At 66.7% G+C, this 12,312-nt stretch carries 8 protein-coding genes; 1 reads left to right on the forward strand and 7 read right to left on the reverse strand.

Annotated elements, in window-relative coordinates:
- Positions 1-22: 22 nt before the first annotated feature.
- The gene (locus tag ACZ7M3_RS48605) at positions 23-3,616 is read right to left on the reverse strand and encodes a LamG-like jellyroll fold domain-containing protein (protein WP_472072655.1); all 3,594 of its coding nucleotides are present in this window, start codon (positions 3,614-3,616) and stop codon (positions 23-25) included.
- 645 nt (positions 3,617-4,261) lie between these two features.
- Here ACZ7M3_RS48605 and ACZ7M3_RS48610 point away from each other — a divergent pair.
- Positions 4,262-4,597 (forward strand): ankyrin repeat domain-containing protein, encoded by a 336-nt coding sequence (locus ACZ7M3_RS48610; protein ID WP_472072657.1) that lies wholly within the window; start codon positions 4,262-4,264, stop codon positions 4,595-4,597.
- Here the strand turns inward: ACZ7M3_RS48610 and ACZ7M3_RS48615 are convergent.
- From ACZ7M3_RS48615 to ACZ7M3_RS48640, 6 genes are all read right to left on the reverse strand, one after another.
- Positions 4,569-5,368 (reverse strand): IS5 family transposase gene (locus ACZ7M3_RS48615; protein ID WP_472072697.1). Its coding sequence is split into 2 segments (ribosomal slippage): positions 4,569-5,029 and positions 5,029-5,368, totalling 801 coding nucleotides; the frame shifts between segments, so codons are not numbered across the junction. The two genes, ACZ7M3_RS48610 and ACZ7M3_RS48615, sit on opposite strands and share 29 nt — an antisense overlap.
- 162 nt (positions 5,369-5,530) lie before the next feature.
- Positions 5,531-5,707, reverse strand: a complete 177-nt coding sequence (locus ACZ7M3_RS48620) for a hypothetical protein (protein ID WP_472072659.1) — start codon at positions 5,705-5,707, stop codon at positions 5,531-5,533.
- A 111-nt stretch (positions 5,708-5,818) separates the two neighbouring features.
- Positions 5,819-6,250, reverse strand: a complete 432-nt coding sequence (locus tag ACZ7M3_RS48625) for an SMI1/KNR4 family protein (RefSeq protein ID WP_472072661.1) — start codon at positions 6,248-6,250, stop codon at positions 5,819-5,821.
- A gap of 26 nt (positions 6,251-6,276) precedes the next feature.
- Positions 6,277-11,046, reverse strand: coding sequence for a putative T7SS-secreted protein (locus tag ACZ7M3_RS48630; RefSeq protein WP_472072663.1), 4,770 nt, complete (start codon positions 11,044-11,046; stop codon positions 6,277-6,279).
- Positions 11,046-11,708, reverse strand: a complete 663-nt coding sequence (locus ACZ7M3_RS48635; protein WP_472072665.1) for a hypothetical protein — start codon at positions 11,706-11,708, stop codon at positions 11,046-11,048. The genes ACZ7M3_RS48630 and ACZ7M3_RS48635 overlap by 1 nt, the downstream gene beginning before the upstream one ends.
- Positions 11,705-12,298 carry a hypothetical protein gene (locus ACZ7M3_RS48640; protein ID WP_472072667.1) on the reverse strand — a complete coding sequence of 198 codons (594 nt, stop codon included), beginning with the start codon at positions 12,296-12,298 and terminating at the stop codon, positions 11,705-11,707. The genes ACZ7M3_RS48635 and ACZ7M3_RS48640 overlap by 4 nt, the downstream gene beginning before the upstream one ends.
- Positions 12,299-12,312 lie beyond the last annotated feature (14 nt).

Here is a 12,312-nt window from a genome sequence, read left to right on the forward strand (position 1 = left end):
CAGGAAGCGGGACAGACCCCGGTCAGGCACCAGAGCCGCCTGTGTAGTCGTTGATCTGCTGGTCCGACATGGCTCCGGCCCAAACCCGCACTCTGGTGATACGGCCTTCGAGGTAGTGACCCCACGCGGATTTCACAAAAGCCTCGCCGAGCGCGAACTCACCGGAACCAGCGATGGCCGTGTAGGTGAGGCCGTCGCCGCTACGGTTGCCGCCGAGGTGCAGGGTGATGGTGCTGGTGGAACCGTCACGGACTTCGAAGACACCGGTCAGCTGAGTCACGCTGTTGGACGACACGGGAGTGTCATGATCGGAGACCACGGCAGTCCACGTGCCATCCGCGTTCAGCCGGCCAAAACGCCAGACGCCGACCGGGGTCTGGGCGTCGGTCTCGGGATCCTGAATGCTCCCGGTCTTCTCGAACCACAGGCCCCACGCGGCACCTCCGCCCGTGCCGCGCTGGCCGGCGACCTGGGCCACATACCCGTCGGGCTTGGCGGCCATGGCCGCGGTGTCGAGTTCCACTCCCGCCATGACGGTGAACGAACCGGACTCGTCAACGATCGGACCGGCGGCCGTGGCCGCGCCGTTCTTGCCGTCGAGGACGACGGCCTCACCGTCGAGACTCGCCCCACCGGTGAGTGTGAGGTTGTGCCCGTACCCGGTCAGGGTGTCGGCGAGGGTAGTGCCGCTCGCACCGGCCGGGTTCCAGTCCGCAACGAGTTCAACGTCCGGCGTGTTGTCTGCTTCCAACAGACGGGCTTCGTTGACGATCCGTTCGTCGCTCAACTTCTGCTGCCAGAGGGCCACCTCGTCAACCCGACCGCGCCAGTAGTTCTGGTAGACGCCCGGGGTGTAGGAGACCCGGCCGAACTGCAGGGCCCCGTCCGAGGATCCGGCGACTGCCGCGTCGGGCAGGACGGCCGTAGTGGCCTGAAGCTGTCCGTTGACGTAGAGACGGATCGTCTTCGAGTCGGCGTCGTAGGAGCCAGCCAGGTGGGTCCACGTCTTCAGCGGCACCCCCGCGGCGTCCGCGTTGACGCCCTGGTACTTGCGGATCCCTCCCTCGTACCAACTCCACAGGAACACCCAGCGCTGCACACCCGGCGAGTAGTACAGGGAGAACCCGGAGTGGGACTCGTCACTTCCCGTCTCCGACACAACGGTGCGGAAGTCAGAGGAGTCCGACAGGTAGGTCCAGGCCGAAACGGTGAACGAGGAATGGGTGTTGACCACCGACTCGGAGGTCGCCGCGTAACCGGACTGCCGGTTGGGGTCTGAGATGTCGTTCAGCCACAGCGACCGGTCGCCGTCACCGCGTCGGGCCAGCGAGGACCAGCCTGCACCCGTGGTGTAGAGGGTCGCAGGATGCCGGGCGCCTTCGGTCCCGGTGTCGGCCGCGATCGTCTCCGGCGAGTTCGGCGCCGCGTCGTCGAAGTGCCAGCGTCCGACTGCGTCCCTGCCCTCGTCGACCTTGAACTCGACGACGCTTTCGGCCCCCCAGCCGTTGGCGTCATTGGCCCGCACGTGCAACTGCTGCAGCCCGGCCAGACGGGGAACAATCCACTCCTTGACCGTCCCACCCTTGATCGGTGTCGACCATGCCTTGTCGGTCGACAGCCGGTACTGGTAGCTGGTCACCGTGCCCTTGTCCTCGGCCAGTGGCTCGAAGGTGAACTGCGCCTTCGTCCCCGGCCCGCCGGCGGGCGCGCAGGCGTGGTCGGTGCACTCGGTGTAGGGGGCGCCGAAGGTGATGTTCACGCCCTGCGGGGCTGTCGTGTCGATTTTGAAATAGCACCAGTCCTGTGTGGTAACCGTGCTGTGGGATTCCAGGTGGCTGGTGTCGTTGCTGCCGTACAGCGACTGCGTGAACACGGCCAGCCGGTACGTCGCCCCGTCGGTCAGCGAGATCGGCGAAGGGTACTGGACCAGGCCGTTGTCGCCCACAGTGCCGGCCCCCTGCGAGGGGCGTACCGGTTCCGTCGCCAACTCCCAGCTGCTGCCGACCTGCTTCTGGACGTAGAAGTGGGCGCGCAGGTGGGCGCCGCTCTCACCGCCTGCGGCGGTCTGCGGTCGGGCGCTGAGCGTCGGGGTGGGGTCGGCGACGATGTCAGGGTCAGTGGCCGGGCGGCACGTGATGCCGCTTCCGTGGACGACACCCGCGTTGGTCGGCACGGCCGGAACGCCGACATAGGTGACCGAGAGGTTGGCGTCGTCGTCGAAGCGCTTCCAGCCGTTGGGGTCGGACTCGTTGTGCGCCTTCAGCATCAGTGTCAGCCGGGAGATGTCACCGTCGGCGAAGCTCTTCACCGTCGACGTCAGATTCTCGTAACTCTGCGAGGGGTCGTCGTGGAATTCGATCGGGGCGTCCGGCTGGTCGGGGTCACACAGCGTGCCGCGTCCCGCGGCGACCGTCCGGTCGCCCATCGTGTCCCAGTTGGAGGTCGGTCCCGGCCACCGTGTCGAGGAGGAGATGTTGCCGGTGCGCACCAGGTCGACGGTCGTCTTCGAGCACGACATCGACCACCGCTCCGTCACCCGGAACGTGGCGTCCAGGACGTGCTTGCCGGCCAGCTTGCTCGGCGAGAACTCAAAGTACATCCGCTGCTTGTAGCCCGAGCCGCAGTAGTAGGCGTAGCCGCCGCTCACGTAGGTGTCGCAGTAGCCGACGCCCTCGCCGTCGTCGCCGCCGGGGAAGTTGTAGAAGGTGTCGCCGTCGGAGGACAGCACGGTGCGTTCGTCCTCCCCCAGCCCGACGTCGGGGTCGATGTAGAGGGGGTAGACCGTGTCCTCGCCGCTGAGCAGGCCCGCATCGGGCTGGACGGCGACCGTGTTCCCGTCGACGGTGACGGGAACCATCGCGGAGGCATCTCCGTCGCTGGGGCCGGCGGCCTGGTCCGTGGACGAGGCGCCGTCGCCGTCCTTCACTGGGACGTCCTCGTTCGCGGCGCGCATCGGCTGGACGGCCGCAGCATCGCCGGAGGAGTCCCACATCAGGGCGGCCGGGGAGCGGAAGACGGTGTTGCCGTCCTCGTCCACCGCGTCCAGGCCGCCGCCCGCGCGGGTGGCGACCGTCAGGCCGTCCGTCTTGAGAGAGAACTCGATCTTGCTCAGTTCAGGATTCGCCGCGGCCTGCGCGTTCTTGACGATCAGTACCTGGCGCACACCCTCGACGGTGGCCGTCATCCGCAGGTCCACCCCGGGCAGCACCTCCGGGTATGTGGCGGAGGAGCCGTCGAGGACCGGCTTCGGTAGCGTCCCGGCCCAGCCCAGGCTCAGGGACCGCTTGTCCTCGGACAGCGTGACCAGCGGGTCACTGCCGCCCCCGGGCGACAGGGCGATGCCGGCGACGGCCGCCCTGGGCGCGATCGCACCGTCAGCGCGCCGCTCCAACGTCGCATCCGGTGACGCCCACGAACCGTCAGGCCGCGCCACACGCACCGGCACAACCGACTGCTCCAACGTGAGCGTGTAACCGTCCGGGTTCGCGTAGGTCGTGGAGTACTCCGCACGCTCGTCGAGGACCTCCACCCGCTCCCCCGACGCTGCGGCCTCGCGTAGCGCGGCCGCAGCGCCCGTCCCGTCCGACGGACGGGCCTCGGCCACTGCGCCGGACACCCCCAGCACGGGCAAAGCCGCCAACAGCCCGGTCACCGCGGCGACTGAGGCGATACGCTCCCTCAGCCGGGCCCGTCCGCCACCCGGGCAGCGCAAAGCGCCCCGACCCATATCCCCCACCCCAGACTTCTTACCTGATCTTCATAATGTGTATCTGAAGATCACACAGTAGGTATGCGGCCCGGTCAAACAAAGAAGAGGTGAACCAGGACCGAAGGCAAGACGTCCATGAAACGGTCGAAAAAGTAGGGAAAGCTGTTTGTAGCCAGTCGAACGTCGTTCTGATGTCGCGACATGACGGAAAGTCAGCGCTACATGCTTTTCCTTACGTTCAGACCCTCATGCCGGATACCCTCATGCCTCAGTCCCCATATCCCGCAGGCATGCATGAGCCTCGAGGACGCCCGAGTGTGAGGGGTAGGAGCAGCCCCAGGTCATGACGAAGTCCGCGCAGTGGCCCCAGGCGAGGAAGCCTGGGGCCACTGCCGTCGATCCGGGCGTGCACAAGGTCCCGGACCCCCTCATCTGCAGAGCACGGAGTCACGGGGCGAGATAAGCGATGTCCCGTAAGAAGTCATCTCAATTGGCGACTGGTGGCGTGGATAGTGGCTGGCAGACGTGCTGTGGTGGCGGTTGAATGCGTCGGTGAGTGACTACTGGACACCCGCCCATCACGCGGTCGAGCACGAGGATGCGGAGACTCTGGCCCGGTTGCTGGCCGACGGTTCCGATCCCGATGAGGTCTTCAGCAACATGACACTGCTGACCCACGCGATCGACGTCGAGGGCGACGGCTCCCTGCAGAGCGGCCAGGCGTTGACTGTGCATACCACCGCTGTGCTGCTGGCCTTCGGGGCTGACCCGCAGCTGGCGGATCCCGACGGTCACACCCCCATGGACATGGCCAATCACTACGGCCACGACCTGGCGGTGAAGCTTCTGCAAGCCCACATCAGCGGGCGAGCCGCCGGTAACAGATGAGGGTGCAGGCGATGCTTGTAAAGGCGAGGAAGTGCTCGGCCTTGCGCTCGTAGCGACGGTGGAGGCGACGGCAGCCGGCCAGCCAGGACATGGTGCGCTCGATGGTCCAACGGTGGCGCCCCAGCCGCTGTGAGCTCTCAACTCCCTTGCGAACGATGCGGTGTTGGATACCTCGGCTGCTTAACCATCGCCGCAGGTGGGCGTAGTCGTAGCCCTTGTCGGCGTGGAGCTTGCCGGGCTTGCGACGCCGGGGGCCTCGGCGGGACCGGACCGGCGGGATGCCCTTCACGAGAAGGACCAGGGCCTGGCTGTCGTGCAGATTCGCTCCGGAGATTCCGGCGGACAGGGGCAGACCGGTCCGCTCGGTAATCAAGTGGATCTTCGAGCCGTACTTGCCCCGGTCTACAGGATTCGGACCTGTCAGCTCCCCCTTTTCAGGGCCCGCATGTTCACCGAGTCGATCGCGCAGCGGGACCAGTCCAGCTCGCCGCGGGCGCCGAGTTCGTCGAGGACCACCCGGTGGAGCTTGGCCCACACCCTGGCCTTCGTCCACTCGGCGAAGCGCCGGTGAGCGGTCGCCCCCGACGGGCCGAACGACGCGGACGGCAACTGCTGCCACGTACAGCCCGACGTGGCCACGAACACGATCGCAGCCAGCACCTCCCGGTCACCGTGCCGACGCCGGCCACCGCCCTGAGGCCGCGACGGCGCCTCCGGGACCACCCGCTGGAACAGTTCCCACAACTCATCCGGCACCAGCCGCTCAACGATCGAGACCACGACCGGCAGCCTACCGAACCAAATGAGATGACGTCTAAGTTCTGATTCAGCCTCGCCCCGTGAGGCAAGGTCTACGTGTGCCCGTCCCTTGCCCGCGGTGACGGTGGCAGGGGCGTGGCAGGGTGATACCCAATCCAGGACAGACCTCCACCGTCAGGACGGCGGCGGGTACGGATGACGGACGTATGCGGGGCGGGCCTCGCCGTCGTCGATCGGGCCGGGACTCGCCCGTCTGGTGACGTCCAACCGGCCGCTGTCCTGGGGCAGGGTGAAGTCGTCGGCAATCTTCACCCGCGCTCGTTCACGCCCCTTGGCTTTGTGGACGGTCAACACGCTCACCTCCGCCTGCTACTCCGGGACGATTTGAGCAACAGCGCGCTGAGGTGACGTCAGTCTGCTTCATTCACAGCCGGATTGGCCGGATGGGGGGCTGGGCGAAAGTCAGCGGTACCAGTCGTCTCCGTCGCTCCCCAGAGTATTGCGGAGATAGTTTTCCAGAGACGGTGCGACCCAGGTACGGCTGTCCGTTTCGTGGTCCCATACGAAGATTTCGTCCCGGTCCGGGGTACGTACGAATGCGAACTGGTCGCCGCCGCCGTTGTCGCCGAAGAACATGAGGGCGTCGAACGGCATGTACAGGCTGCGGAACTGTTCGTTGCTGCGGAAGGAGGTGTTTTCTTCGAGGATTTTCTCTGCCGTCCAGACGGTCTCTGTTCCGAAGTCGGCTTCGATCCCGTCTGTCTCCAGCAGCAGTTCACGCAAGGGTCCTGGCAGCGTCTGGCCGAGTTGCTCCTCGATGGCGGTCAGGGCGTCAGGGTCTGCCGGCTCCTGCAACTCTACGTCTGGAAATTCTGAGGCGAGTTCGCGCCACATGCGACCCGTTCTCCGTTCCCTGGGGGCTATCTGATGCGGGGGTTGAACCAGTTTCCAAGCATATCATCCACGTGAGTTACCTGATTGAGCACCTCTTGCCGTGTGGGGTTGGGGTGAGTTCTGTAGAACTCATTCCAGGACACACGGATTTCACTGAGGTGAACTCTGCTGTTGATATCACCCTTGGGTATTCCGCGCAGGTTTTCAAGGGAGTGGATCTCGTCTGCAGAGAACAGTCCCGGGTACCGTTTGAGGACCTGCTGCTCGATGGCGTGGTGGACCACGACCTTGCCTTTGAGCCCTGGATGTTCGTCGAAGAACGTCTGCTTGTACTTGTGGTTGGTTGTGCTGCCGACGGAGCCTTCCTCGCGTGTGGGGATTTCCTTGCCGAGCGGAGTTGTCTTGTTGTCCTTGGCGTTCTTGGCAGCGTCCTCACAGGGAGTGAGGCCCAGTGGATCGGCCCACAGGTGCGGATTGTGGACGTAGGACGACGGGTTGGGGGCAGGCGCGAGCCCCAGCGGGTCTGGGGAGAGGTAGCGGGCTGTTTCCGGGTCGTAGTAGCGGGCGTAGTTGTAGTGCAGGCCGGTCTCCGGGTCGAAGTACTGTCCCGGGAACCGCAAGGGGGTGTAGGTCGAGCTGCTGGTGGCCCATGCGGTGGTCCCCCACAGCGTGCTCCGCGTCTGCCAGGCGACATCGCCGTGCTCGTCGACGAGTGTGCTGGGTGTGCCGACGAGGTCGGTGATGATGGCAAAGAAGCGGGAGTCGATCTCGCTTTGCGAGGTGTCGGGGCCGGTGATTCTTTCGGTCTGCGTGATCGGATGCAGTCCGTGGTGGTCCCAGGTGAGCGTGACGGGATTAGGGACCTGCGCTGACACGGTGGTCTGTTCGCACAGTGTGGCGCCGTCCCAGGTGAACTCGGTGTGCTCAAGGACTGTTTCCCCGTCGTCGGCCAGGCGGAGCTTTCTGATGCGGCGGCCGAGGGGGTCGTAGGTGTAGCGCCATCGGGTCCCGTCCGGAGTGACTGCAGCGACCAGGCGGTCCTCGGCATCCCATTCGTAGCGCCACGTGTCGGGTTTGCGGGACAGCCGGGTCTTTTGCCTCAGGGTAATGCGGCCCAGAGAGTCGTGTTCGTAGCGGACCGTGCCGGCTGTGGTAATGCGGGTGCCGGTGTAGGCGCGGGGACCGGCGGCCTCGTGCCCGGGATGGTTCGGGGGCCACGAGGCGAAGACCTGGTTCCCGGCTTCGTCGTAAGCGTACGTTTCGCTCCAGTTGGCTGCTTGCACAGCGGTGACGCGGCCGGATGCGTCCAGGGTGATACGGCGTGGGCCGGCGACGTGATCGTCGATGCCGACGACGTTGCCGTCGGCGCGATACGAGTAGGTGCGCTGCTGGATCGCCTGGCGACGGGCTCCTTCCACAACGCTCTGGGCTGTGAGCCGTCCGGCCGCGTCGAACGCGTTGGTCCAGGTGAGGACACTACCAATGCGGCGTGATATCTCCCGGCCCGCGGCGTCGTAGGCGAATTCAATGCTGCGGCCTGCAGTGAGCATCTGGGCAGGGCGCCCTGCTGCGTCGTAACTCCAGCTGGTGGTGGCTCCGGTCGGGGTGGTGCGGCTGATGCGCCGCCCCCACTCGTCGTAGGTGTGGGTAAGGGTGCGGCCGTTGACGGTTTCGGAGCGGAGGCGGCCGAAGCGATCGCGCAGCAGGGTCAGGGTGCACTCGGGACTGGCCGCCTGGGCCAGCTGGTCGGTGAGGTCATAGGCGTACTCGGTGATGTGGCCTTCGGCATCCTTACGGGTCAGCTGCCCCAGAAAGTCCCGCTCGAATCGGATGGCCTGGCCCATCGCGTTGGTGCGGGATGCGAGGTTGCCTGCGGCGTCGTACGTATAGGCGAGTCGACGGCCGTCAAAGTCGGTCTCGGCCGTCAGGTTGCCGACCGGATCGTACTCATAACTCCAGTCCAGCCCTTGTGGGTTGACGACGCTGGTCAGACGCAGTTCCGTATCATGACGGAACTCGTAGCGGGCTCCGTCTGGCCCCCTATGCGCAGCCAGCAAGTCGAAGTGGGTGTACTCATACCGGGATATGCCGCCCAAGGGGTCGGTGTGGCTGGTGCAGTTTCCTTCGCCGTCGTACGTCCAGGACTCGACCGAGCCGTCGGGCGCGACGTGGCGGGCAAGGTGGCCTTCGAGTGTCCACTCCAGACGGCTCACGGCGCCGACCGGGTCCGTGATCATGGTGAGTCGGCCGAATGCATCCCTCTCATAGCAGGTCACCGCCCCTGCCGGGTCGGTGACTTCCCTGGGCAGGCCAGCAGGGTCGTTGGCGATGGTCGTGGTGTGGCCCATCGGGTCGGTAACCGAGGTGAGCCGACCTGCCTCGTCGTGGGCATAGCGGGTGATCTGGCCGGATGGACTGCTGATCGCCGTGCAGTTGCCTCGGTCGTCGTAGCTCTGCCGGATGACGGTGCCGTCGGGGTTGACCACCTTCACGGGGAGACCGAGATGGTTGTACTCGGCGCGTGCCGCGCGTCCGTCGGGGCGGGTCACGGTGATGAGACGTCCGAGCACGTCGTACTCCAGCCTCATCGTGTGGCCGAGCGGATCCGTGTGCTGTTGGAGCCGGTTGCAGCGGTCGCGCACGAAGCGGGTGGCGGCGCCGAGAGGATCGATTCTGGCGATCACCTGCGCCCGTTCATTGATAACGAACCGGGTGTCATGGCCAAAGGAGTCGGTGATGGTGGTCGTGCGCTGCCCCGTGGCTGCGTCAGCGGGGCTGTAGGTGAAATCTGAACACTGGTGTCCGGCTTCACCGGACTGGTGGGTGCAGCGATCGTGCTCGTCGTAGGCGTAGGCGTAGGATTGGTTGTTGGTGTCGGTCCAGGAGGTGATGCGCCCCTTCTCGTCGTAGCCGAACCGCGTGGGCTGGCCGCAGGAGTTGGTGACTTCGGTCAGATGGCCTTCGCCGGAGTAGGCGTAGCGCAGTACCTCCTGGTCGGCTCCGTCGGGGCCTGCTCCGGCCAGGGAGAGCGCACGGACGCGTCCTGCCGCGCAGGTGAGGGAGAGGCGGTAGCCGCTGCTGTGGACGAGGGCGCGTGGAGCACCCTCGTCGTTGTACTCGAAGAGGGTCCAGTTCCCGTTGCGGTCGTCGATCTGCTCGAGCAGTGCGAGGTCGTCGCCGTTGTCCGCGAAGTGCCACACGCGTCCGCTGTCCGGGTCGGTGAGCAGATAGCCGGTGTCGGTGCGATCCAGCGGCCAGCGCATGCTGCCGTGGGTGGGCAAAGTCGGTACGCCCGGGGCGGGGTGCGGGTACGTCAGCAGGAGTCCGTCTTCACCGACATAGACGATTCCCTCTGAGTCGATCTCGAGGCGCTGGTCGATCGTCGAGGACCACGAGGGGCCGAACCACCGGCCCGCGCGGTAGGACGAAGCGAACTCACGCTTGAAGACAAGGGGCAGCACCGCGGGCAGGCTGATATCGGTCTGGGAGAGCAGCACGCAGCCTGTAGCAACATCTACCGGGTCCTTTTCACAGGTCCGCTCACCCGGCTGCCGCGACGTGGCGTGCGGGTTGTGTTCAGCCGCGTCGCGGGCTTCCCGGCGCACGGCGTTCTCGGCCCCTTCCTCCAGGCCCTTCTTGAGCCCGAGCCGCAGCCCGCCTCGGGCGAGGCCGGCGCCTTTGGTGCCGATGAGTTCGGGGATGAGGCGGCCGATGAACTCGGAGGGGTCCTTCTTGAAGCCGTCGACGGCGGCCTGGACGACGCGTTCGGGGTGGGCGGCGGTGGAGACGAGCCCGGAGAGCGTCATGGAGACGTTCTGCAGGTAGTCGGCTGGGTGCGTCAGGTTGTACGGGTCCGTCGGATTGAGGCCGCGGGCGAAGTTGAGCAGGCCTGCGGTGCCTTTGAGGGCGCCGCCGACGACGTGGGTGAGCTCGGTGTTCACCGCCTGGTAGCCGTCGATGAGGTCGTGGCCGAGGCGGTTTAGCGGCGGGGGTTCGGCGGGGGCGTGGGCGAGGGCGGCCCTGACCTTGGTCTGGGCGTCGGAGGCGGCGGTGTTGCGCTGCTTGCGGGCCTCGGCGAGGGTCTCGTGCGCCTTCTTGACGTCGGCCTTGCCGGGGTCCTGGAAGGGCTCGGGTTTCGGTCCCGGGTCCTGGTTCGCCTTGATTTTGGCGTTGTAGGCGTCGACGCGTTTGTTGTACGCCTTGACGGCTTCGTCGGAGGAGTGCTTGCCCTTCTTGTACAGGTCGATGGCGTCCTGGGCTTTGCCCTGGGCCCACTTGACGGTGTCGGCGTACGACTCCAGGGCGCCGGCGGCGGTGTCGCAGGCGTCTGCGGCCTGAGCCCATTTGGTGGGGTGGAGGCCGAACTTCTCGCGGAAGGCGTCGCCGCCCTCGCCCTTCCAGCCGCCGGAGTCGACCTTCTTCATGCCCTGGCTAACATGGTCGAAGGCGGTGTGGAAGTCCTTGAGGTGCTTGGCGCTCTCGCGGATCTTCGCCGGGTTGCCGTGGAGCAGTTCGTTGGCGTCCTCGGTCTGGCCGAGCTGCTGTTCACCGGGCGTGGCGCCGAGGTCGGAGGCGACGTCGTCGCCCCAGTCCTCGACGGCGTCGGCGGCGTCGTGCAGGCCGACGTAGTCGAGGCCGTCGCCGATCTTGTTGGTGCCCCAGTCGACGCCCTCGCCGAGTTTCTTCTTGCCGTAGTCGACGCCGTCTTCGACCTTGCCCAGGCCGTCGTTGACGCCGTCCTTGATGTCGCCGCCGAGGTCCTTGAGGCCATCGCCTATTTCTCCGAAGGCGCCCATCAGCCCTCGCCCCCACCCTGCTGTTGCTGGGCGGCTTGGGCGCGGGCCTCGGGGGACGGTCCGAAGGTGTCGTCGAGCATCTTGTTGTACTCGGCGTCGGACATGCCCGCGGCGCTGTGGAGGTTTTCGGGGTTGAGGCCCAGCGGGCCCACGGTGTGCGAGGTCATGACGTCACGGCCGGCGTCCTTCCAGCCCTGGGCGCTGTTGTCCATCGCCCGGTCGAAGGACTCCTTGCTGTAGTCGACGCCGCCGAGGGCGCCCGAAGTGGCGATGTCGCCCCAGCCCTGCCGGGTGACCTCCTCCTCGGAGGCGTACGGGTTGCCGATCGCAGCGTTGGTGACGATCTTGAAGCTGCCTTCGACGTACTGCTCGGTCTCGTAGTACGTGCCCGCGGCCAGGCCGGTCTTGACGGCGAATCCGTTGCCCTCGTTGATCAGCGACCGCACGCCCCACTCCCAGCGCTCGCAGAACGACTTGAACTCCCCCGTCAGCCCCTCGTGCCCGAGTTCCAGGCCGGAGAGGGCGATGTCACCGAAGCCGCGTCCGGCCCCGGCCGTGCCGACCATGCCGAGTTCCTTCAGCTCGCTGAGGGCCTCGGTCAGGCCCTTCGCGATCAGGCCGAGTCCGTCGGTCTTCAGGTCCTTGCCGCCGTCGCCGGTCATGTCGCTTCCCCCTCCTTGTGGTCTACGGCCGCATCGTCGGGCACGATGCCGCGCACCGGCGGGAAGACCATGCCGTCCTCCCCGTCCGCGCAGTCCAGGGCCACCCCGCACGGCACTCCGGCCGCCGGAACCGCCACGTCCAGCAGGCGTGCGCCGAGGATCGTCTGATAGGTCCACTCGCGCCGGTACTCGCCGCGGACCTGCGCATAGCGGGCCAGGGCCTGCTCGTCAGAGAAGGCGAGGATGAAGCGGATGCCGCCCAAGTCCGCGGTCAGGAGGCCGCGTTCGCCGTCCGGGCCGGGCCCGTCCCCGAGCGGTACCAGGACCGCCGTACGCCGGAACTCCCCCAGCAACGCCGCGAACTCACGCCGACGCGCCACCACTTCGGGGTCATCGAGAGCGGGCTCCGGAGCCCTCACCCGCATACTATCCGGCGCGGCCAGCTCCCGATGCTCCTGCGAAGGCCCCCGCACCGGCGCCGATTCGCCGGGCTGGCCCGTCATCATCTCTGTGTAGTCCGCAAGGCGTGACCTTGGTATCCGCTGCGGCTCGTCTGCCGCACCCCCGTGCTCAGGCATGCAGCCCATCATCACAACTGCACACG

The sequence above is a fragment of the Streptomyces sp. NPDC111656 genome, from assembly GCF_055656965.1.